Raw genomic sequence first — 24,495 nt, forward strand, 5'->3', positions numbered from 1 at the left:
AATCAATAACTTGTTGCGATTAACGGGTTGCTGTCGGCAGGCGATACTGAATATCGCAGCGGTTAATCCATACTTGCTACAAACAAAAACGCACTCAAAATGAGTGCGTTTGTTTGAGTCATATTACAGATTAAATTAACGTTTTAACGCGCTATCAATCATTTGCTGTGCTTGCACAATAATGTCGTCTAAATGTTGTTGGCTAATAAAACTTTCGGCATAGATTTTAAACAGTGCTTCAGTTCCCGACGGGCGAGCAGCAAACCAGCCATTTTCAGTGGTCACTTTAATCCCCCCAATTGCAGCCTTGTTGCCCGGCGCGTGTGACAAAATTGCTGTAATGGTCTCACCTGCAAGTGATGTCTCGGTAAAACTTTGGCTATTTAGTTGCTCAAATTTAGCTTTTTTCTTTAAGCTAATTGGACTATCGATTCGGTTATAAAAGCTTTCACCAAATTCAGCCGTTAACTCTTGATAGCTTTGTGCGGGTGTTTTACCTGTGACAGCTGTAATTTCAAGGGCGAGTAGCGCTAATATAAAACCATCTTTGTCAGTACACCATGTACTGCCATCGCGCTTCAAAAATGCCGCACCGGCACTTTCTTCACCACCAAACGCAATAGTGCTGTTTGCTAAACCATCAACAAACCATTTAAAGCCAACAGGGACTTCTAAGCAGGCTCTGTCCAAACTTGCACACACTCGGTCGATCATGGCGCTCGATACCAGTGTTTTACCGATGGCTAAATTTTTGTCCCATTGTGGACGGTGGCGAATTAAATAATCTATCGCTACAGCTAAATAGTGATTAGGATTCATCAAGCCAAATCCAGGACAAACTATACCATGACGGTCATAGTCGGGATCGTTACCCACACATAAATCAAAATTGTCGCTGTGTTGTAACAAACCCGCCATGGCAAAAGGCGATGAACAATCCATGCGAATTTTGCCGTCTTTGTCTAATGTCATGAAACTAAAAGTAGGATCGACCTTCTCGTTAACTAGCGTAATATCTAAGCCATAGCGTTGAGCGATATGTTGCCAATAATAAATACCCGATCCCCCTAAAGGATCGACCCCCAAACGAAGATTGGCTTTTTTGATAGCGTCAAAATCAATCACCTCAGCCAAAGACTCAACGTAAGGGGCGATAAAGTCTGTTTCTTGTACCCAACCTGAAGCCAGCGCAACGCCATAGTTGATTTTTTTAACACCACTTAATTGTTGCGCTAAATAGGCATTGGCTTTATTTTCAATTTGCTTGGTAATTTCACCTTCAGCAGGTCCACCATGTGGTGGATTGTACTTAATCCCCCCATCTTGAGGAGGATTATGTGAAGGAGTAATAATTAAACCATCTGTTAAATCAATGGATTTGCTTTTGTTGGCACTAATGATGGCCTGTGACACAACAGGTGTCGGTGTAAAACCATCATTGGCTTGGATCAGCACTTTAACTTGATTCGCCGTTAGCACTTCAACAACAGACATAAATGCCGCATAGGATAAGGCATGTGTGTCATAGCCTACAATCATAGGCCCAGTAATGTTAGCCGCTTGACGATAATCAACCACAGCTTGAGCAATCGCCCAAATATGATTCTGATTAAAACTTGAGGTTAAAGCACTACCACGATGTCCTGAAGTGCCAAAGGTCACTTTTTGTTGAACATTTTCAACATTTGGGATCATTCGGTAGTAGTAACTCATTAACTTAGGAATATTCACTAAATCTTCTGCTAATGCTAACGTCCCTGCTCGCTCATGAATTGCCACGCCGCGTCTCCTTAAAATCAATTAAATGTATTTTGCAATAGTCGTCGCTTGTTGGGCATCACACCCAAGATGAATAAGTACTTCAGATAAAATGGTTTGTTTTTTCGCGGTGTTATTATTGGTGGTGACCCAATATCCGCTTTGTCCAATTTCTTTAGGGTTAGCAGATTGGCTTGCATCTAATAATGCTTGTTTTGAAGTGGCAAAATACAAACGCCCCTTTCCTTGAATTTGTAATACCTGTTCAAAATGACTGCCCGCTTGTTTTGCTAGGGCATCAAGTAAAAACATAAAACGACCAACAGCCCCCTTTTGCTGGCTAATTAAGTGTTCATTAACCACCGTTTTAAAGTCCATGGTAGTCGATAAGCCTGAAACCGCTTTAGTGTCATCAACAACAGCTGGTGTCGGCGTTGCTTCTTGGGGGGTAGGATGCTTAATCGCTACATTTACCTGAGGTGACGATTCAGCTTTCACTTGAGCGCGATGGTTGACTAATTGCTCAACAATGGATTTTGCTTTATTAAAAAGCGCATCTCTTGCATTTGCGTCAAGGGCATCTAACCCCGGCTGGCTAATGGACTCAGGTGTATGATCGGCAACATTTTCAACGGGAAGACCTAACAAACGACGTAAAATCTCTGAAGCACTTTCACCAATTCTTTCAGTTTTACTTGCAATAAAACGGTAAAGTTCTTCATCAATTTCAATGTATTTCATTTCAATCATCCTTTTGTCTGTCGAAGATATGAACCCAATCGCGATTATCACCCGCGTATTGACCATATCTTACTTATTCAATTTATTGTTTTAGATCGATTGCGATCGTTTATTGTGCCAGTTTAAGCTAAGCGCCTCGCAAGAATAAAGCCCCAAATTGATTAATTGCTAGATAATCAACATTAACTGACAATTTTATTTAAAAATCGTTACCCTGCTGCAGATTAAATCGGCAACAAAACTTGATTTGATCCCCGTCATCACGCAAAATTCGCCGCCATCAGAGTCAGATAGTTAGGCAAGTAAATGCATTACGTCACGTCAGGCAATGGCGAACCGGTTATATTAATCCACGGTTTGTTTGGTAACTTAGATAATTTAAAGTCATTAGGCATGTCCCTTGAAACAGATTTTCAAGTCATTCGTGTCGATGTGCCTAATCATGGGTTAAGTGAACATTGGCAAACCATGGACTATCCCAGTTTAGCGAAGGCCGTAATAGAGTTAATCGACAAGCTTGGATTTGATTGCGTTAAACTTGTTGGCCATTCAATGGGCGGTAAAATCGCCATGGCTGCAGCATTGTTATATCCTGAGCGCATCTCTAGCCTAGTCGTGGCAGATATTGCTCCTGTAAGCTATCAACCTCGCCATCAACTGGTATTTGCAGGGCTAACCTCTTTACCTCTCAATCAAAATACAAGCCGCAAATCAGCGTTAAGTCATCTTATTAATGCAGGCATTGACGAAGCTACGGCTCAATTTCTACTGAAAAACCTACAACGTACTGAGACAGGTTTTGAATGGAAAATGAATTTATCTGGGCTAATTAATTGCTACGATCGTATCATCGGCTGGCAGTTAACCAACGATAACCGTGCACTACAATACAACAAACCTTGCTTGTTTATTCGTGGTGGCGAGTCAAACTATGTTACCGCTGATCATCGTGCAGCTATAATGCAGCAATTTCCGAAGGTCACAGCGAAAACACTTAACGGCACAGGTCATTGGTTACACGCCCAAAAACCTGAAATATTTAATCGAATTGTCGGCGATTTTTTGCGCAAAGCTGACGATTAATTTTCAAGCATTTACACTATGACAGATAGCCGTTGCGAGTATGATGTGATATATTCGCGCCTCTTTTTTGCCGTAGCAGAAGTCTTTAAAAGGTGAAGTATGCTGAATCAATATATGGAACAAATAGAAAGCCTCAGTTTGGATTTCTTTTTTGCAGCAATTTTCTTTTTTATTGGTATGGCCATTCGAGATGTACTGAAACAAGGTAATGTACCCAAATTCGGGCGATTGATCGTCTGGGGTGTTTTATTTTTAGGATGTGCTGGTTTTGTGGCAAAAGGCATTATTCAAATGACCTGGGAAGGTTCAGGTATTGGTTAATAAGAGATATGGCAAAAGAAACAGCAGATAGAACCACCATTGACCTTTTTGACAGTGAAAAACGACGTGGCAGACCAAGAAGTAATCCACTGACTCGTGAACAACAATTAAAGATCAATAAACGTAACCAAATTCAGCGTGATCGCGCTAACGGTTTAAAGCGAATAGAGTTAAAGGTGTCACAAGATTTATACGACGCCTTGAATCAACAGGCTTTGGCCAGTAACATCAGTCGTAGCCAGTTAATCGAGCATATTCTGCAACAGCAAGTCGACAACTGATTCATTTTTCGAACATCGCACAAAGCGAAATTGATATTGAAAGGATACCCCATGGCAACTGTAGGTCTATTTTTCGGTAGCGACACTGGTAACACCGAAGCTGTCGCCAAGATGATCCAGAAGAAACTGGGCAAACACATGGTTGATGTTAAAGACATCGCCAAAAGCACTAAAGAACAAATCGCAGAATATGATTTATTATTATTCGGCATTCCAACTTGGTATTACGGTGAAGCACAATGTGATTGGGATGACTTCTTCCCAGAACTTGAACAAATCGACTTTAACGACAAGTTAGTCGCCATTTTTGGTTGTGGTGATCAAGAAGATTACGCTGAATACTTCCTTGATGCGATGGGAATGGTGCGTGACATAGTTGAAGCGCGTGGCGGTATTATTATTGGCCACTGGCCTACCGAAAGTTACGATTTTGAAGCTTCAAAAGGCCTTGTTGACGCAGACCACTTTGTCGGTTTAGGTATTGATGAAGACCGTCAGCCTGAACTTACCGAAGAACGTGTTGATGCTTGGGTTAAGCAAATTTACGAAGAAATGTGCTTAGCTGAACTCGAAGGTTAATTCTCACCTTATTGCTCTTCGAACAAGCGGCTATGATTAGCCGCTTTTTTAATTTTCTATCCACAGCGAAATCACAGGTGTTTTAGTTAATACCATCAAGATCCACCGTCAAGTGGATCTTCACACTACTGATACAACTGCTTTAAATACTATCAATTCAATATCTAACATAATATTTTGTTAGCTACAGGATCATGCATTGTTCGAACTTGGAAAAAGCGTCAAATTTAAAATCGATAATGTGATTGTTCAATACCACATTTTTGATAAATGTCAGCCGATAATGGTCACCTTCCCGCCCGTTTGTCAGTCAATACCGTTAGCGTTAATTGATTCTGATCCTACGGTGTGGTCATTTGACTTTTTTGCTAAACGCAAAATGAACATCATCGCATTCAATCATATTGGCAGTGGTAATTATTTTGATTCAGCCGAATTTATTTCATTTTTAGCGTCAATCGTCGATGATTTAGCCCTTTTTCCCCAACGAATTGGTTATGGCGCAAGTTTAGGCGGCTTTGCATTAACGTTACATGCAGATAGATTAAAACTCTCTAAAGCTTTACTCATGATGCCTCAAACTACTTATGATAAAGCTATCGCATCATGGGACCCTGTCGTCATGAAGGCACAACCCAGCATACATAATCCTATGGCATCGCTTGATGGCGCTCATTGTCAAACGCCACTCACCGTCATTTATGATCCGCTGTGGATACCTGATAAACTTCATGTTGCAAGGTTTACTCATCCCATTCAGCGACTCACCATTCAAGGTATTGGCCATAGAACGCCACGCGCGTTACTGCATATGGGGATGTTGACCGATGTTGTCTTGGCTTTTATAGAAGGCGAAATAGACAAACACGATTTTTATCAACGTATTAAAGCAAAACGTAATCTTTCTTATTATTTTAGAGATGCATACAAATTACCAGGACTGAATTTAACCAAAAAACGCTTGTTCATTATTTATAAACACAAATTGATTTTCAGAGTCAATAATCTTAATTTTGAACCCCAAAAAATTGCCACTCGACTAAAAGAAAGCGTTGATAAAAGAGTGAATAAACTCAAGCATAAACCTTAAATTTTCGAATGAATATGGACTTCTCTCTGTGGATATAAAAGCATCAACCATTGCTAATCATAAGCATTGGGACATTTTTTGCGTTGTTGTTGACAACTATGGTGACATCGGTGTGACCTGGCGTTTAGCAAAACAATTAGCAGCAGAATATGCCATCACGGTTAATTTATGGGTAGACGATCTTAATAGTTTTGGCCACATTTTACCCGCCCTTGACCCTGGTAGCACTTATCAAACTTTCTTTGATGTTAATATTATTCACTGGAATGATTCATCAATTGAAAAATACACTCCAGGAGTTTGTTTAATAGAAGCATTTGCCTGTGAAATACCTTCATCAATAATTGAAAAATTAATTAATTTAAAACAAATTTTCCCTAAAGAATTACCCGTGTGGCTCAATTTAGAATACTTATCGGCAGAAGACTGGGTTGAAGGATGTCATGGCTTACCCTCATTTCAAAGTTGTGGATTACAGAAATATTTCTATCTACCTGGCTTCACAGACAAAACGGGTGGATTAATATGCGAGCAAAACCTATTTGATTTACGAGATAGCTGGCAAAGTGATAAAGCCAACAAGATGGCTTTATTTGCTCAGTTAGGCTTAAGGGGCATTGAAGTAGAACATCGGGTGATTTCAGTATTCAGTTATGAAACGCCATCATTGCTAGCGTTAATTCAATGGTGGCAGACAGAGAAGTCCCCTGTGCATGTGCTTATTCCTAAAGGCAGAAGTTTACATAGCTTAACTTCAATTTTGCCCTGCTCTTTAAATGAACTTGTCGCGGGTCAGTCAATTCCCCTCGACAATGTCACACTGCACATACTCCCGATGACAGATCAACAAGGTTACGATCGATTATTGTGGAGTTGCGATGTTAACATTGTACGCGGTGAAGATTCTTTTTTGCGAGCTCAATGGGCTGCAAAACCCTTTATTTGGCACATTTATCCGCAAGAAGATGATTATCACCTAATAAAATTAGAAGCTTTTATGCAAATTTACTGCGATAATCTAGCGCCTGATTTAGCTAAGCCATGGTGTGAATTGAACCTGTCGTTCAACCAAGGTAATCAAATTGACACTGTCAATCATTGGCAAAAACTCGAATTTAATCATTTGTCATTACAGCAACATGCTAAAAAATGGCCGATGACAGCATTAAATAGTGCAGATCTTGCTTCGCGACTAGTTCAATTCGTAAAAAGTCGCTAAGATACTGCTCGAATTAGAAATCGACGTCGATAAATTATAGGAAATAGTGTAATGAAAACTGCTCATGAAATCCGTCCTGGTAACGTGATCATGTTAGATGGCAGCCCATGGGTTGTGCAAAAAACTGAAACAACTCGTTCTGGCCGTAACGCTGCAATCGTTAAGTTAAAACTAAAAAACTTATTGCTTGATTCAGGTACTGAACAAACATTCAAAGGTGAAGACAAGTTAGACGATATCATTTTAGAACGTCTTGACTGTACTTATTCTTACTTCGCAGATCCTATGTATGTATTTATGGATGAAGAATACAACCAATACGACGTTGAAGCTGACAACTTAGGTGATGCAGCGGCTTACATCGTAGATGGTATGGATGATCAATGCCAAGTGACTTTCTATAATGGCAAAGCGATTTCAGTAGAACTTCCTGTCCATATCGTTCGTGAAGTTATCTACACTGAGCCTTCTGCTCGTGGCGATACTTCAGGTAAAGTCATGAAGCCAGCAACTATTACTGGTGGCGGTACTGTGACTGTTGCTGATTTCGTTAAAGTTGGCGACAAGATTGAAATCGATACTCGTACTGGTGAATTTAAAAAGCGTGTTTAATCACATTTTGTAAATAAGCCAAAAGCCAGCTTAATCGCTGGCTTTTTTGTTTCTTTACAGCATAAAACACTAAATCTATCACTTTAAACCCCATTAAATAAGATTTATACACTATTTATCTTTATAAAATCAGCGCGATCATCTAAAAAAGCGCTAAAAAATCATTATCAAACACTTCCACAAAGCCAATAAATTCGTTATGGTTCGCCCACTTAGTTGTATTTTAACGAGAGCGGTATGCGTCCAATCATCAAATCCAATAAATTAGATACTGTGTGTTACGACATTCGTGGACCAGTTCATAAAGAAGCACGTCGCTTAGAAGACGAAGGCCATCGCATTTTAAAGCTAAATATCGGTAACCCTGCACCATTTGGATTTGAAGCCCCGGAAGAAATCGTTCGTGATGTGATTTTAAACCTTCCCAGTGCCCAAGGTTATTGTGAATCTAAGGGGTTATTCTCTGCTCGTAAAGCGATTGTGCAGCATTATCAATCACAAGGAATTTTCGGTGTCGATATTGAAGATATCTATATTGGTAATGGGGCTTCTGAGCTGATCGTAATGGCCATGCAGGGTTTACTTAATCCTGACGATGAGATGTTAATCCCCTCACCTGATTATCCACTGTGGACTGCTGCGGCAAATTTAGCGGGCGGCAAAGCCGTGCATTACCGCTGCGATGAAGAAGCTGATTGGTTTCCGGACATTGAAGACATCAAAAGTAAAATCAGTCCTCGTACCCGTGGCATTGTATTAATTAATCCGAATAACCCAACAGGCGCTGTGTATTCAGAAGAATTAATCCAACAGGTGATAGAGCTTTGCCGTCAACATGATTTGATTTTATTTTCTGATGAAATTTACGATAAGATTTTGTATGACGAAGCCCAACATGTGCCAGCTGCACGTCTGTCGGATGACATTTTAACCGTGACCTTTAACGGACTTTCTAAGGCCTATCGAGCGGCAGGTTTTAGAGTCGGTTGGATGATGCTTACGGGCAACTTAAAAGCGGCAAAAAGCTATATTGAAGGCTTAGAAATGCTTGCTTCTATGCGATTGTGTTCAAACGTACCCAATCAACATGCTATCCAAACGGCACTGGGTGGATATCAATCGATTAACGAGCTGATCTTGCCAAACGGCAGACTAACCGTGCAACGCGATGCTTGCTATGACATATTGAACGCTATTCCGGGCGTGAGTTGCAAAAAACCCAAAGGTGCCCTGTACGCGTTCCCAAAACTCGACATGAAAAAGTTTAATTTACGTGACGATGAACGCTTGGTCTTTGAATTACTTAAACAAAAAAAGATTTTGTTAGTTCAAGGAAGCGCATTTAATTGGCCTGAACCTGATCACTTAAGGGTTGTTTTCTTACCGCATAAGGAAGACTTAACTAAAGCATTGCATGAATTTGGTAATTTCTTAGAAGATTATCGCCAATAAATTGCAGTGATAAATAAAACCAAAATGGGCTGATTGATTCAGCCCATTTTGCTTTCTAAGGTATGATAAATGACTCAGTACCAAAACAGATAAGGAAAAACATGAAACAAAGTACCTTTATGGCTTGGATAACCCGATTACCCTTGTTAAAAAGATGGGCGTTAATGCACTGTTTTCAAGAGGAGAATGTTTCTGAACATTGCCACCAAGTTGCGGTTATTGCCCATTTGTTGGTGGTGATTAAAAACACCCGTTTTGGGGGCACCTTAAACCCTGAAAAAGCCGCAACATTAGCGCTTTACCATGAGGTGTCTGAGACTAAATTACAGGACATCAATTCAAATACTAAATACCATAATCCAGAATTCACCAAAGCCTTTAAGCAACTTGAAGATTTAGCCGAAAAAGAGTGCCTTGCAACTCTTCCCGAAGACTTACGTGCTGCAATGGAGCCATTAATTGTACAAGCTGAAGTCGACCCCGAATATAAAGCCATTGTTAAAGCAGCTGATATTCTACAAGCCTATGTAAAAACCAACAATGAACTCAGATTTCACAACAATGAATTTGAGCATGTAAAACAAAATCTTGATCGAAAACTGGCTGAACTTGAAGCCAGCATGCCGGAAGTAAAATGCTTCATCGAAATATTTCTCGATAGCTGCACAACAACTTTAGATAAAATAAGTGAAGTGCAGTATTAATCAACAATCATTGTGGGTTTATTTATTCGATAGCGTCAATTCGGGCAGCTATGGTTGTCATCAGGGTTTAATTTAATGAACACGTATTCAAGGCATTTAAAAAACTTGTTAATTACACTATGATTAGCCAGCAAATTTATTATTCAGATCGGAAGTAATATGGACAAGCAAGTGAGCTCTCGCAGTACCAAAGAAAAAGCCCTTAGACTTAATTTGGATGACAAAAAATACGGCACAATTGTAGAGATTGGTGCAGGCCAAGAAGTGGCGCGTAATTTTTTCGTCGCGGGTGCCGCCGCGGGTACAATTGCAAAGACCATGTCCGCATATGACATGAAGTTTTCCGATGCGATTTATGGTGTGCAACAAAACGGTCGTTATGTCAGTAAAGGCCGCGTACTTGCCATGATGGAGCAAGAATACGACCTAGTGGTTGAACGTGTGGCAGATGTGCGGTCTCGCTCATCACGCTACTTTAGTTATGCCGCTACCGTTGCCGCTAAAAGCTTTAATCGTGATAATGAGTGTCATGCTTGGTGTGGCGTAAGAGTACAAATGTACCCCGGTGCTGAGCCATCAAATATTGTGGTTCATGTTCGCATGTTTGATGACAATGCTGAAGACCAGCAGCAGGCACTGGGCATTCTTGGTGTGAATTTAATTTATGGCAGCTATTATTATTTTGAAGATCCTAAAAAATTAATTGATTCGCTCACCGATAACATGAAAGCAAATCGTATTGAGATTGACTCGATTGAATTTCAAGGCCCCTATTTTGAAGATATAGATAATAAAGCTAAAAACATCCATTTAATTCGCAGTTGGAAAACCCGCGCGGTGATGTTTAAACCCGATGGCAGTGTAGGTGTTCCGGCAGAAATGCTGTACAAAAAGAACGTGCTGACCATTCGCGGCTCCTTTAAACCTGTCACCAAGTTGAATGTTGACATGATTGAGCAAGGTCAAAAGGCGTTTTCTGAATTAGAAGGGGTTGAGATTGATAACACCATTTTAATCGCCGAAATATCCTTAAATGACTTGCAAGGCCATGACGCGAATATGTCAGAAAAAGACATTCTAGAACGCGTTCGCTTACTCAACCTGCTGGGTTATAACGTACTCGTATCAGATTACACTCGTTACTTCTCATTACGTGCCTATTTCCGTCAATTCACCAATCATCAAATTGGTATTGTTGTGGGTATGATTAACATTAAACAAATTTTTGATGTTGAGTTTTATCGTGGTCTTGAAGGCGGAATTTTAGAAGGTTTTGGTAAATTATTCCCCGATAATACCCGCTTATTTGTGTACCCTGAACTGGATGATAAAGGCGTATTAAACGACTTGTCGAATGTGACTGTGCCTTCAAATTTACGTTACTTGTACCGTCATCTGGTAGAAAACGGGTTCATTAAAGGCATTGAAACCAGTAATATTGAGCTGTTCAGTATTTATTCTCGCGAAATTCTTAAGCAACTTGCGCGCGGATCAGACGAATGGCAGCAAGCATTACCCGATACAGTGGTTGAAGAAATTATTAAGCACAAATTATTTGGCTACCGTGGATAAAGATAAGTCTTTCAGTGTGTTTCAGCACCTAGAATATAAGCTACAAAACCGATACAGTTAACAATGTAAAAGGCCATTTACCCTAAGTAAATGGCCTTTTGGTTTTCAGTCCTAAACCACATCACTTAGGCTCTGCCTGAAGTATCTTCAACGGTATAAGGCAATGTTTAACGGCTTATAAGTCCATTTGAACCTAGCTGATTAACTCAAGTGATAATTGCTAATGGTGCGGTACAAGCTTCTAAATCAGGGATGATTTAGTAGAGCCTTTAGGGATATATTTACGGCGTCTTTTAACGCACGGTAGGAAAGCGCCCTTTTAGAGCGTGATATCAAAGCCACCTTCTTCAGAAGGTGGCTCTTTGATATATGATTAATTCTGCTCACAGTGAAACTGATCTCAATCACAGTAAAGCTGCTCATTGTAACTTTGCGCTACCCTAGCCCAATCAAAACGCGCTTTGGATGCGGCAAGCTTAACACTTGCCAACGTTTCATTATCGTATGCAAGACAAAGGCGAAATTGTTCAACAAAATGTGTAGCTTGTTGCGGTGCATCTACCCCCTCAAATACCCACCCATTTTGTTGATGCTTGACAGTATCCTTTAACCCTCCAACAGCATGAACCAAACAGGGTTGTCCATGCTTCATTGCCAACATTTGGCTTATGCCGCAGGGCTCGAAGCTGCTTGGCATCAAAAACAAATCTCCTTGCTGATACAAGTCCTCAGACAAAGCTTCATCATAGCCATTTAAGAAAAGGCAATTAGTATGCTGTGCTGCAATGGTTTTTATTTGCGAAGATAAATGCTCATCACCACTGCCAAGAATAATCATTACAGCTTGTGGATCGTGATTAGCTAAATCGACCAAGATTTGTACTAACGCAGGTTTGCCATTGCTTAACTTTTGCAAAAACAACATCACTTTTTGTGACGTTAAGCGCCCAACTGATGTGATCAATAAACCCGCATTGGCCGTCTTTCGTGATGATGACAATTTAGCAATGTATTGCTGCAACCTTTGACTGGCGACAAAATCCGCCGCGCTTACTGTGGTTTTATGCGCCTGCCATTTGATTACAGCATTCTGCGCGATGTTGAGCAGAGATAATCTTTGCTTAATCTGAATTGATTGGCCGTTAAATGTATCTACCTCAGGGTAATTACAACCATTGATAATACCGACAAGTTGATTCTGCTGTGCTTTTGTCTGTAAATCCTGCTCTAAGCCCTCACCCCCAATAAAACCGATTTGTGGCTCGGATGCGCGTAATATCTCTTTGGCATAGGTCGGTGACACCACATGAACCAGATCACTAAACACTATGCCCATCCGCATCGGATTTACGCAGCTGTTATAGCGAGGATCTAATATCGCATTTGAAAACCATTGATGTTGATGCAGCATATCAACCGAAAACCATCGTGCAAACCAATGGCAAAATGACGATTGCTCACCCGAAAAAGGTCTGATCCCTTGTAAGGCAAGATTGTGGATCGTAAACACACACTTTATGGCCTTCAGTGCTGCAAACTCGGCTACAGTTGCTCTTAACATGGCAATCATTGCAGTATGCCAGTCGTGCAAATGCATCACTTGATAATCACCCAGTTTGCCTTCTAACAACGCTTGTGCGACCGCTAAACTAAATAAAGCAAATTTATTAGCATCATCAGCAAAAGGTCTGTCTGCACTGCTCTGGGTGTAAATACTGCCATCATGTTGGTTAAACAATGGATGCGCGAACAGGTACACCCAATTTTGCTGCTGTTGCGGGTCATTGTCACTTTCTGCAAAAGCTATCTGGCTATCTATCACAGTATATTTGGTTTTAGGCCGCAACATCTTATAAATCATCACAGACTCAGTCCTATTTCCATAGGGGACGACGACTTCGGCTGTGTGTGTTGCAGCGTAATAATCTTTTAAAAATCCATATTCAGGCATCGCCACATCGGCTGAAACCGCACAGGTATTTAATGCTTCAGGCAGATCGCGAATAACATCGCCCATCCCTCCGACTTTGGCATTAATTAACGCATCATTTTCTGCAGCAACAAGTAACACTTTTTTCATTAACAATCCTTATTCGTAGCCAACTGCTAGTCCAAGCATTTTACGAGTCACTAAGGTAATGCCTTTTTCGGACACCCTAAAACCTCGTGCTTTATCATGCTCATGGTTATAACCAATCTCCATGCCCTCGGGAATAATGCAACCGCGATCGAGTATCGCATTTTTGATTTTGCAGTTTTTCAGTACCACAACATCAGGCAAGAGCACTGAGTCTTTAACCAATGAATAGGAGCAAATACGCACTTCATCAAATAACACGCTACGTTTAACTTTTGCGCCTGAAATAATGCAGCCCCCCGATACGATAGAATCAACCGCCATACCGCGACGGTCTTCATCATCAAATACAAACTTCGCCGGCGGTAATTGTTCCTGATAGGTCCAGATTGGCCATTTAGCATCGTAGAGATTTAATGCTGGCGTGGGTGACAATAACTCCATGTTGGCCTGAAAAAATGAATCTAACGTCCCCACATCTCGCCAATATGCGGGTTCATCTTCAATAGCACTGACAAATGGAAACGCAAATACATTATGTTCTTTAATGATTTTGGGAATAATGTCTTTACCAAAATCGCGTTCAGAACCTTCACTCACGGCATCTTTTTTCAATTGGTCGAATAAAAACTTCGTGTTAAAAACATAGTTACCCATCGAGGCTAAGCATTTATCCGGTTTGCCCGGAATAGGTTTAGGATGCAGCGGTTTTTCTTCAAATCCAATAATGCGATTGTTCTCATCAACCTCCATGACACCAAAAGCACCTGCAGCTTCTTCTAAAGGCACTTCTAGGCAACACACGGTCATATCCGCTTGCGACTCTGAATGTTCAGCCAATAGGCCAGCATAATCCATACGGTAAACATGGTCGCCCGATAAAATCATCACATACTTAGGAATTTCATGGCGAATAATATCAATGTTTTGAAACACGGCATCGGCAGTGCCTTCATACCAGTTTCCTGAGGTTTGCTGTGATGCGGGTAATATCTCAACCGATTCACCTAATTCTTTTTTAAAATGTCCCCAACCTCGGCTCACATGACGGATCAATGAGTGTGATTTATATTGCGTCACCACCCCCACTCGCCGAATCCCTGAGTTAATGCAATTTGACAAAGGAAAATCGATAATTCTGAATTTACCGCCAAAATACAGCGCAGGTTTTGCACGCCAATCGGTTAATTCATGCAAACGTGATCCTCGTCCACCAGCTAAAATGATTGCATAAGTATCACGCGTTAAATTACTAATATAACGAACACTTTTATTCATATACTCACTCCGTGTAAATCATAGTTAAATTGGGTGTTTACGTCCCTGTGTTATGCAATGTCCACATCACGCTTGGTCATCATCAGCTTGGGTTGTCGTTACTGAATTGAATGACGCCTTAAACCAGATATGTTGTTGATATCCTTCAATCGTTTTATCACTTGAAAATCGACCACTTGCCGCAGTGTTGCGTATACTGGTCTTTTGCCACTGGGTTGGCTTGGCATACAGTGCTGACACCGCTTCTTGAGCACGACAATAATCATCAAAATCAGCGGCGAGCATCCATTGGTCGTGTGGATCACAAATCGCATTGATGATGTTGTCGAAAATGCCTGGCTCAACGAGGTTAAAATGCCCCCCGCGCAACATATCCAATACCCCTTTCAACGCTGGCGATTTATCGATATAGGTTTGTGGGTTGTAAGAGGCTTTCAATTGCTGAACTTCTGTGGTGGTTAGGCCAAATAAAAAGAAATGCTCTTTACCCACTTCTTCGATCATTTCAACGTTCGCACCATCTAAGGTGCCGATAGTAAGTGCGCCGTTCATCATAAATTTCATATTGCCAGTACCAGAGGCTTCTTTTCCCGCGGTTGAAATTTGTTCAGACAAATCGGTACCTGGGCAGATTTTTTCCATCGCACTGACGTTGTAATTTGGCAAAAATGCTAATCTAAGATAAGGCGTAACTAAGGGATCGTTATTGACCATGTGCGCCACATTGTTGATCAATTTGATGATTTGCTTGGCCATGGCATAACCTGGTGCAGCTTTACCGCCAATTAATACACAACGTGGTGCCATATTGGCGGTATCACCGTTGAGAATACGTCGATACAAATGAATGACGTGCATCACATTTAACAGTTGGCGCTTGTACTCGTGAATGCGTTTAACTTGCACATCAAACATCATGCTTGGGTCAAAACGTACGCCACTTTGTTCGAACACAAAGTCCGCTAACACTTGCTTATTCGCTTGCTTCACTTCTGCCCATTTTTTTACAAAGGCTTTATCTGCCGTGAAAGCATTCAGTGCGGTTAGGTGGGATAGATCATGGATCCACTCTTGACCTAAATGGCGGCTTATAAGCTCGGTTAAGCGCGAATTACAATTGACTAACCAGCGCCTTGGGGTGACGCCATTGGTACGGTTATTAAACTTATGCGGCCATAGTTGGTAAAAATCATTAAACAAGCCAGCTTTGAGTAACTGCGTATGCAGGCCAGCAACCCCATTAACCGAAAAACTCCCCACAATAGCCAGATAGGCCATTCTCACCTGTTGCTGTGGTCCTTCTTCAATAATCGACATTGCGGCTAACTTGTTAATATCTCCAGGCCATTTATGGGCGACTTGCTCCAAAAATCGCGCATTGATCTCATAAATGATCTGCATTATTCGTGGCAACATATGCTGCATTAACGACACTGGCCAACGTTCAAGCGCTTCGGGTAATAGCGTATGGTTAGTGTAAGCCATACACTCAGTGGTGATTTTCCACGCGTTGTCCCAACCTAACCCATAAATATCCATTAGCAATCGCATTAATTCAGGTACTGCAATGCTGGGATGGGTATCATTCAGCTGAATAGCGTTTTTAGCGCTAAATTGACTGAAATCATCACCATAAATGGCCACATAGCGGGCAAGTAAATCCTGTAAGCTTGCAGAGCTTAAAAAGTATTGTTGGCGTAAACGTAATTCTTTACCATTTTCACTGGCATCATTGGGATACAGCACCATGGTAATTTGTTCAGCAAGGTTTTTATCTGCAACCGCTTCGGCATAATCACCCTCATTAAATTCAGCCAAATCAAAGTCATCATTGGCCTCTGCTTTCCATAACCGCAAGGTATTGATGCGTCCATTACGGTATCCCGGAACCGGCATATCATAGGGTACGGCTAATACATACTGACAATCCTGCCAAACGTGTTGAATGTGCCCCGCTTTGTCTTGATAGCTGGTGCAATGACCAAAAAACGGTACTGAGACAATACGATGCGGCATTCTCACTTCCCAAGGGTTACCTTGGCGAAGCCAACGATCGGGCTTTTCCACTTGGTAGCCATTGACAATTTTCTGGGCAAACATGCCGTATTGATAACGAATACCATAACCCGTTACTGCTAAATCTAAACTGGCACAACTATCAAGAAAACACGCGGCTAAACGCCCTAAGCCGCCATTACCTAAACCTGCATCATGTTCACATTCTTCGACGGTTTCTAAATCAACGGCATAGTCAGTTAGCAAGGTTTTGGTGTCTTGAGTTAAATCTAAATTTAATAACGCATTGCCTAATGTACGGCCCATTAAAAACTCTAACGATAAATAGGCCACTTGCTTTTGTTGATATTGATTATCTTTCAGACGCGTACCTCGCCATTGGTCGAGCATTTGCTCTTTCACCCCAAATGCTACTGCGTCAAATATTGCCGAATCTGCCTGCTCGTTATGGCACAATCCATAGCGTATTTGACGGGCAACACCAGCAGATAATGTGTCGCATGGCTCGCACGGCTGCGATGCACTATGCAACTGTTCGCTTGCTTTCGATGCTCCCTTTGCTGGCTTCTTTGCACGAGTACTTTTAGTGGCCGTCATGTTCATCTCCTTGAAAATTGCTATGAAATATCATCAAGCTGCGCGGTAGTAGGCTGTATTGGCCATCAGGTTGAATGGTGATCGATTGTCCATCGGTATTTTGTTGTGTGTGTAAAAGACACAGCCACGATGGGAAGTGCGTTAACTGAGGCAGATGGAATGTGTGCTGAATATCATCGGCATTAAAAAGCAATAATAAGGCCTGAGTATTTTCTGGCACCGCGCCAATCTCGCTTTGAAGTAAGTTGCCAGTGACAATCACACTTAATGTTTTGCAGTGATACTCGCCCCACAACATTTTGGTCATCGGCTCCCCCAACTTATTGAACCAAGCGATGCCGTTATCAAATAATGCTTCAGGTTGATGCATAAATTGCTGATGACATAACAACGGAAATTGTTTGCGCAGTTTGATCAATTGCCGCGTAAAACCAACCAGCTCCCAATCGATTTTTTGCCAGTTAAACCAGTTTTCTGGCCTATCCTGGCAATAAGCATTATTGTTGCCCTGCTGGCTGTGGCCTGCTTCATCTCCGGCCAATAACATCGGTACGCCCTGCGACAATAATAATGTCGCCAAAAAGTTGCGCTTTTGCCTTAAGCGAAGGGTATTTATTGCCGCACAATTGGTTTCACCTTCAACGCCATAATGACAACTGAAATTCTCTTGATGACCATCGCGATTATCTTCGCCATTTGCTTCATTATGTTTAGCTTGATATGTCACTAAATCATGTAAGGAGTAACCGTCATGACTGGTGATAAAGTTGATACTGGCTGAGGGCCCGCGGCCATTATGTTCAAATACGTCACTAGAACCATGAAATCGTTTGGCAAACTCAGATAACATGGCATCGTCACCGCGCCAAAATCGGCGCATGGTATCGCGGTATCGGTCATTCCACTCACTAAACACCACGGGGTAATTGCCTAACTGATATCCACCGGGGCCAATATCCCAAGGTTCAGCGATCAATTTAACCTGACATAGCACGGGGTCTTGCATCAGGGCATCGAAAAAACCGCTACAGGGATCAAAACCATAGTTTTCTCGGCCTAGACAACTGGCAAGGTCAAATCGAAATCCGTCTACGCCCATCACTTCAACCCAGTAACGTAACGAGTCCATTACCAGCATCAGTACTTGTGGATGATTAATATTAAGGGTGTTACCGCACCCCGTATCATTGATGTAATAACGTGCTTCATTAGGCATCAAACGGTAATAGCTAGCGTTATCTATACTTCTGAAGTGATAACTGGGACCAAGATGATTACCTTCTGCGGTATGGTTATAAACCACATCTAAAATCACTTCGATACCCGCCTGATGCAGACTGGATACCATTTGACGAAATTCACTAATATCATCAGCGCTGAGATAATGCGGATGGGGTGCAAAAAAGCCCACCGTGTTGTAGCCCCAGTAGTTTTTAAGATTTTTCTCTATCAAAAAAGGTTCATCGACAAAAGCATGAACAGGTAATAGCTCTATGGCTGTTACGCCAAGTTGACTGAGATAATCAATCACCACAGGACTGGCCAATCCAACAAATTTACCGCGACTTTGCTGACACAATTTAGGGTGTAATTGGGTAAAACCTTTCACATGGGTTTCATATACAATGCTGTGGTTGAGCGCGCGTTTTATAGGGGCAATCTTTATGTCAGTAAGCGCTTTAGTATCAACCACCACAGATTTAGGTACATAGGGTGCATTGTCTTTGACACAAAAGGACAAATCGGCATTGGCATCATCAACATCATAGGCGTAAATGGCTTTATCGTATTTCAGCTCGCCCACCAACTGCTTGGCATAGGGATCCATAGCCAATTTATGGTGATTAAATCGATGGCCTAATTCCGGCTGATAAGGACCAAATACCCGATAGCCATAAATTAACCCCGCCTGCGCGCCAACTAACTCACCATGCCAAATATGATGGGTTTTGTGGGTCAGTATGTATTGGGCAACTTCGGTATGGGTATTTTGATCAAATACACATAACACCACCTTGGTAGCATTGGCAGAAAACACAGAGAAGTTGACGCCATCGGTTGTGATGGTAGCGCCAAGGGGATAAGGCTCGCCTGCCGCTAACTGAAAAGAATTCATAGCCATTGGGGGTTGTGAACCATTGGGTTGTCTATTCATTGCCATCCTCCCTTTAATCTCATTCACACAGCCTCAATCCAATTCATCATTGGTTAGTTTGGCAACTCGTCAGTTGCGTCAATCACCGTTGGAGTTAAGAATATGCAAGCCAATGGCGGCACAGTAATCAATGCGCTATAAGGTTGACCTTGCCAGGGCTGTGCTTGAGGAGTGATGGGATTGTCATTTATGACATTCGTGCCGTGATAACAGGCATTATCGCTGTTTAACGACTCTTCATAGATAACATCTTGCGGTAGTCCGATACGAAATCCGTGATGAACCTCTGGTGTCATATTCACCACAATCACCACATGTTGAAGATCGTTAGGTGCAAACCGAGCAAACACCAACACGCTATTGGCATCGTTATGGCAATCTAACCAACTAAAACCCGAGTGTTGATGGTCTAAAGCAAACAACGCTGGCGTTGCCTGATAGAAGTGATTTAAATCCCGCACCCAATCTTGCATCCCTTGATGGGGTAAATATTCAAGCAAGTGCCAATCTAAGCTTTGATTATGGTTCCACTCGTTACGCTGAGCGAACTCACTGCCCATAAAGAGCAGTTTTTTGCCTGGATGCGCCCACATAAATCCAAAATAAGCACGTAAAGTGGCAAATTTCTGCCAATCATCACCAGGAATTTTAGCAATTAACGCCCCTTTGCCATGCACCACTTCATCATGACTAAGCGACAAAATGAATTGCTCAGTAAAAGCGTAAACGAGTCCGAAGGTCAGTTCATTATGATGATAGCGACGATATAATGGATCGCGACGCAGATAACTTAATGTGTCATTCATCCAGCCCATATTCCATTTATAACCAAAACCTAAACCATGATGTTCAGTGCTTTGCGTCACACCTCCCCAGGCTGTAGATTCTTCGGCAATCATATCGATCCCCGGAAATGCAGCGTACATGGCGCGGTTTAAACGTTTCAGAAAGGCAATGGCGGCAAGGTTTTCACGACCACCCAATTCGTTTGGCAGCCATTGGTCATCGGTGCGGGAATAATCTAAATACAGCATGGATGAAACAGCATCTAGTCTTAAACCATCAAAGTGAAACTCGCTTAACCAGTAATAGGCATTACTGAGCAGGAAGCTTTGCACTTCAGCGCGGCCATAATTAAAAATTAACGTATCCCAATCAGGATGTTCGCCTAAACGGGGATCGGCATGTTCATACAAACAGGTACCATCAAAATGGGCTAAACCATGGGGATCTTTGGGAAAATGTGCTGGCACCCAATCCAAAAGGACTGCCAAACCTTGTTGATGACACTCATCAATGAATGCTTTTAGTCCATTGGGTTGGCCAAAGCGATAGGTAGGAGCATATAAGCCTACAGGCTGATATCCCCACGAGCCATCAAACGGGTATTCACTTATCGGCATTAACTGCAGATGGGTAAAACCCATTTCTAATGCATAGGGAATTAGCTCATCAATGAGTTGTTGATAATCATAGTAATCTTGCCCTAACTCGCCCTTGCGTCTCCATGATGCCAGCTGCACTTCATAGATAGACATAGGTTGCTGGTGGCTTTGACTGCCAAGCTTATTATGTTTAATTGCACGCTGGGTTAGCCAGCATTCATCTTGCCATTGATGCGTCTCTTTTTCAGCAATAACGGATGCATTTCCTGGCGCAGCTTGCATCATACTGGCATAGGGATCTGATTTTTCAATTCGATGACCATTTGCCAATTCAATACTGAATTTATAGTGCATTAAAGGCGCAATATCTGGAATGAAAATATCCCATAAACCACTGGCGGGATGACGGCGAAGCTTATGGCGACGTGCGTCCCAATGGTTCATGTCACCCACTAGCGAAACCTGCTTTGCGTTAGGGGCCCAGACACAAAAATGGACGCCTTCAATCCCCTGATGATGTGTCCAATTAGCCCCTTGAAATCGATAAGCACTCAGCTGATTGCCTTCATTGAATAGATACACATCCTCATCATTCAATAATGAACCAAACTGATAAGGGTCAATAATATCTTCCACACTTAACGGATAAGTCACTCGCAGAACATAAATAAACGGCTTTTTACGTCTGGGGATGATTGCTGAGAAAAAACCATTAGAGTGGAGGTTTTCTAAGCTGGCAACCTTACGATTGGTCTTTAAGTCAATCACATCAACATTGATGGCTTGTGGCAAAAAACAACTCACCACTAAGGCATTTGTATCCGATTGTTGATGCATGCCAAGTACAGAAAAAACATCAATATATTGTCCATGACTGATCGCATCGGCTATTGCAGCGTTAATATAAGGGGCATTCGTGGTCATCATATTGGCTTCCGTAAAATGAATGTTTAAATGTAGAACGGGTTAACAATCTTTTTTCAAACAAGCCGCTTGGTGCCGCGCAGCTGCAATTAACTGGCAACGCTGACTCACTTGTTTATCTTGCTTTACATGATCGATGCTTTTGCTTAAACGGCGCTGCCAATTGGGAAATGACTTCCAAGTCCCCGGAATGTTGATACAGTGTTTGTCAGCCAACAAATCGCTAAGTTGTACACAAAACAGACCCGATTGACTGGTTGCCGCCACCATAAGCCAGGCATCAAGTAGTAGATCAAAAGATAAATCGTCCAACTTCAACATACTTAAGGCGTTATCCGTGTTGCTAGCAAACAGTGTGGCTATTTGGCCGGCCAATTCATTCAGCTCTGATGGGATAGTTAAATCCGTTTTCAGCAATGTTGTTAATCCGCTGTCAATCCATTGCAGTAATTGATAGCGCTCTTTTTCACGCAGCCGAAGCTCATCTTGGTATTGTTGTGGCTGAGGGTACAAAGCAAGGCGATCTCTGATGTGTAAATCTTCGCCCTGCCACCAGCCTTTTAGTGGCGCAACATCATGGTTGGCTAACATCATCAAGCTATGTAACTTGTGCTGCTGCGGCGCAATAAAACCATCATGGTGTTGACTGAAGTAAAATAATTGGTTTGATAACAGTTGACTTTGTTGCATCGCAGCGCTGATTTCAGGCGGCACAATGCCCAAATCTTCACCAATAACCATGCATTTAGCGCGTTGGCTTTCTAAGCAGACGATTGCCAGTAAGGTGTCTAAGGGATAATAAACATATGCCCCATTGCCGAGGGTTTTACTCAGTGGCCACCACCATAAACGCAGTAAGCCCATAACATGATCGATTCTGAGCGCGCCATAAAACTGCATGTTACTGCGCATTAAATCAATGAAGTGACAGTAGTTATGTTGTTTAAGCTTAATAGGGTCAAGCGGTGTTAACCCCCAGTTTTGACCAGATGGCGAAAACCTGTCTGCTGGGGCGCCGATACTGGCGTGGATACAAAATTGTTCAATCTGACTTTGTACTTCATTACCCTGCAAGATTGCACCAATAGCTAAGTCACCAATCAGGCCAATTTTCATTCCTAAGGACAAGCAATATTGTTGGCAATCTGTCAGTTGTTCAACCGCAACAAATTGTAAATAGGCATAAAAATCGGCAGGCATAGATAGCCATTCAGGCGCATGCTTCATTTGATCTTGGCAAAAAGTACTTAGTGCATGGCCCTGTTGGGCTTTAAAGGCGTTAAATACTTTATACCGTTCAGTCGAATTTGCCTGCTGTTCTAAGCAAAATAATTCATATGACTTTACAAATACTTTATATTTATACTCAAAAACCCTTTTATAATTGATAAGTTTTATGTGATTTAAATTCACGTCTAATTCAGAATATTCAATGCGACTTGCATTAGAATCTAACAACTCATCAATATTAATATACAAAGGATTAAGACGACGTCTGTCACTGGGACTGTATGGACTGCAGTGTTCAGCATTGGCAATATCTAACGCATGCAGAGGATTGAGCATGACAAAATCGGCTCCCTGCTGCGCACTGAACTCAATCAGTTGCTTTAACGCTTTGAAATCACCTATGCCATCAAGCGGATCATTGGAACTTTTTAAGCTGTACAGTTGAATGCTAATCCCCCAAAGTTTGGCGTTGCCAAACTGAGAATGCTCAGCTATTTCCTTGCCATTAGTGGGTTTTACAGGGCTTAGACTATTATCCATCATCACGCCTTGATAACACGTCTTAGGCGCAATCATTAGGGTGCCCGAGGCGGATTCAAGCTCACTAACGGCCGAATTGTGACTAAGATTTTGGGCAAAAACCTGATGATAACCTAATGGTAATGTCTCACTGATATAATCAATTAAGTTAACTTGATAACGACAATAACGGATATTGTTATGATGATATTCGCCAATAATTGCCAAGTTTTGGGTGTGGCATAGCCACTCAAATTCAGTCTGCCCCGATGGGGTTACTGCGCCCTCTTCTAAAGTCAGGCTAAAAGCAATTTCTGCCGCCTGTTCGGGTAAATAAATTAAGATGACCGGGTGAGTTAAATAGCAAAATTGAAATGAGGGCAATAAGGATAACCAAGGTGCCACATCAAGCGAGAATGTTTTATCTGATATTGTCGATGCAGTGATAGTCGGATCTGTTAAGGCCAACGACGAAGTGGGATCGACAAGGTTTAACGGCTCAGTATTTACGTTGGCCTTATTTACGTTGGCCTTGGCTAACATCGAAGCTAGAATACCCGTCCTATCGCTTGGTGCTATTTGAACGTGATGACCATGACAGTCAATATATTCCGCACCGACACCTTGTAGATACAGTAACTTCTCTAACCCCATATTTGTCTCCATGCCAGCCACTCTCCATGATCAGAGCAGTTACCATGCCAGCATTAAATAACAGAAAGAAGACAGATTAATGACAGTTATAAGACAATATTTACACCGTATTACAATAGGTTATAGTTTTACCTTTGTTTAAGGCTGCCACTGTGTAGGATTATGTTATGCTTGACTTGCACAATTTTAATGCAGTAAGTGCGCGATAAGAGAGCACGAAACTAGAATCTAGAATCTGCGGATAGGAT

General features: G+C 41.8%; 18 protein-coding genes. 10 read left to right on the top strand and 8 right to left on the bottom strand.

Features of this window, described 5'->3' with window-relative positions:
* Window positions 1-135: 135 nt before the first annotated feature.
* Both pgm and seqA read right to left on the bottom strand, forming a co-directional pair.
* The gene (gene pgm, locus OHT75_RS15090; RefSeq protein WP_264728095.1) at window positions 136-1,779 is read right to left on the bottom strand and encodes a phosphoglucomutase (alpha-D-glucose-1,6-bisphosphate-dependent); all 1,644 of its coding nucleotides are present in this window, start codon (window positions 1,777-1,779) and stop codon (window positions 136-138) included.
* Window positions 1,780-1,800: 21 nt separating this feature from the next.
* Window positions 1,801-2,499: a replication initiation negative regulator SeqA gene (gene seqA, locus OHT75_RS15095; RefSeq protein ID WP_264728097.1), complete on the bottom strand. Its 699-nt coding sequence runs from the start codon at window positions 2,497-2,499 to the stop codon at window positions 1,801-1,803.
* A gap of 306 nt (window positions 2,500-2,805) precedes the next feature.
* Between seqA and OHT75_RS15100 the strand changes: the two genes are divergently transcribed.
* The 10 genes from OHT75_RS15100 to OHT75_RS15145 all read left to right on the top strand — a co-directional run bounded on the left by OHT75_RS15100 (window position 2,806) and on the right by OHT75_RS15145 (window position 11,412).
* Window positions 2,806-3,582 (top strand): alpha/beta fold hydrolase, encoded by a 777-nt coding sequence (locus OHT75_RS15100; RefSeq protein ID WP_264728099.1) that lies wholly within the window; start codon window positions 2,806-2,808, stop codon window positions 3,580-3,582.
* A gap of 99 nt (window positions 3,583-3,681) precedes the next feature.
* Window positions 3,682-3,903, top strand: coding sequence for a DUF2788 domain-containing protein (locus OHT75_RS15105; RefSeq protein ID WP_264728101.1), 222 nt, complete (start codon window positions 3,682-3,684; stop codon window positions 3,901-3,903).
* 8 nt (window positions 3,904-3,911) lie between these two features.
* The gene (gene ybfE / locus OHT75_RS15110) at window positions 3,912-4,184 is read left to right on the top strand and encodes a LexA regulated protein (RefSeq protein ID WP_188839772.1); all 273 of its coding nucleotides are present in this window, start codon (window positions 3,912-3,914) and stop codon (window positions 4,182-4,184) included.
* 51 nt (window positions 4,185-4,235) lie between these two features.
* The gene (gene fldA / locus OHT75_RS15115; RefSeq protein ID WP_264728104.1) at window positions 4,236-4,763 is read left to right on the top strand and encodes a flavodoxin FldA; all 528 of its coding nucleotides are present in this window, start codon (window positions 4,236-4,238) and stop codon (window positions 4,761-4,763) included.
* 199 nt (window positions 4,764-4,962) lie between these two features.
* On the top strand, window positions 4,963-5,853 hold the full coding sequence (locus OHT75_RS15120) for a hypothetical protein (RefSeq protein ID WP_264728106.1): 891 nt from the start codon (window positions 4,963-4,965) through the stop codon (window positions 5,851-5,853).
* A gap of 34 nt (window positions 5,854-5,887) precedes the next feature.
* Window positions 5,888-7,072 (top strand): elongation factor P maturation arginine rhamnosyltransferase EarP, encoded by a 1,185-nt coding sequence (gene earP / locus OHT75_RS15125; protein WP_406682036.1) that lies wholly within the window; start codon window positions 5,888-5,890, stop codon window positions 7,070-7,072.
* A gap of 51 nt (window positions 7,073-7,123) precedes the next feature.
* Window positions 7,124-7,684, top strand: a complete 561-nt coding sequence (gene efp / locus OHT75_RS15130) for an elongation factor P (protein WP_264728110.1) — start codon at window positions 7,124-7,126, stop codon at window positions 7,682-7,684.
* A 237-nt stretch (window positions 7,685-7,921) separates the two neighbouring features.
* Window positions 7,922-9,136, top strand: coding sequence for a pyridoxal phosphate-dependent aminotransferase (locus OHT75_RS15135; RefSeq protein WP_264728112.1), 1,215 nt, complete (start codon window positions 7,922-7,924; stop codon window positions 9,134-9,136).
* 101 nt (window positions 9,137-9,237) lie between these two features.
* A complete protein-coding gene (gene yfbR / locus OHT75_RS15140; RefSeq protein ID WP_264728114.1) occupies window positions 9,238-9,840 on the top strand; it encodes a 5'-deoxynucleotidase in 603 nt (200 codons plus the stop codon).
* 159 nt (window positions 9,841-9,999) lie between these two features.
* Window positions 10,000-11,412 (top strand): TonB-dependent receptor, encoded by a 1,413-nt coding sequence (locus OHT75_RS15145; protein ID WP_264728116.1) that lies wholly within the window; start codon window positions 10,000-10,002, stop codon window positions 11,410-11,412.
* A 400-nt stretch (window positions 11,413-11,812) separates the two neighbouring features.
* On the opposite strand, the gene OHT75_RS15150 is transcribed toward OHT75_RS15145, so the two are convergent.
* The 6 genes from OHT75_RS15150 to malQ all read right to left on the bottom strand — a co-directional run bounded on the left by OHT75_RS15150 (window position 11,813) and on the right by malQ (window position 24,247).
* Complete coding sequence (locus OHT75_RS15150) at window positions 11,813-13,492, bottom strand: glycogen synthase (RefSeq protein ID WP_264728118.1); 1,680 nt, start codon at window positions 13,490-13,492, stop codon at window positions 11,813-11,815.
* A gap of 9 nt (window positions 13,493-13,501) precedes the next feature.
* The gene (gene glgC / locus OHT75_RS15155; RefSeq protein WP_264728120.1) at window positions 13,502-14,767 is read right to left on the bottom strand and encodes a glucose-1-phosphate adenylyltransferase; all 1,266 of its coding nucleotides are present in this window, start codon (window positions 14,765-14,767) and stop codon (window positions 13,502-13,504) included.
* A 66-nt stretch (window positions 14,768-14,833) separates the two neighbouring features.
* Window positions 14,834-17,380 (bottom strand): glycogen/starch/alpha-glucan phosphorylase, encoded by a 2,547-nt coding sequence (locus tag OHT75_RS15160; RefSeq protein WP_406682033.1) that lies wholly within the window; start codon window positions 17,378-17,380, stop codon window positions 14,834-14,836.
* Complete coding sequence (gene glgX / locus OHT75_RS15165) at window positions 17,367-19,535, bottom strand: glycogen debranching protein GlgX (RefSeq protein ID WP_264728124.1); 2,169 nt, start codon at window positions 19,533-19,535, stop codon at window positions 17,367-17,369. The genes OHT75_RS15160 and glgX overlap by 14 nt, the downstream gene beginning before the upstream one ends.
* A 53-nt stretch (window positions 19,536-19,588) precedes the next feature.
* Complete coding sequence (gene glgB / locus OHT75_RS15170; protein ID WP_264728126.1) at window positions 19,589-21,847, bottom strand: 1,4-alpha-glucan branching protein GlgB; 2,259 nt, start codon at window positions 21,845-21,847, stop codon at window positions 19,589-19,591.
* A gap of 39 nt (window positions 21,848-21,886) precedes the next feature.
* Window positions 21,887-24,247 (bottom strand): 4-alpha-glucanotransferase, encoded by a 2,361-nt coding sequence (gene malQ, locus OHT75_RS15175; protein ID WP_264728128.1) that lies wholly within the window; start codon window positions 24,245-24,247, stop codon window positions 21,887-21,889.
* Window positions 24,248-24,495: the final 248 nt, after the last annotated feature.

Origin of the sequence: Shewanella subflava, from assembly GCF_025971955.1 — a bacterium.
Classification (GTDB): domain Bacteria; phylum Pseudomonadota; class Gammaproteobacteria; order Enterobacterales; family Shewanellaceae; genus Shewanella; species Shewanella subflava.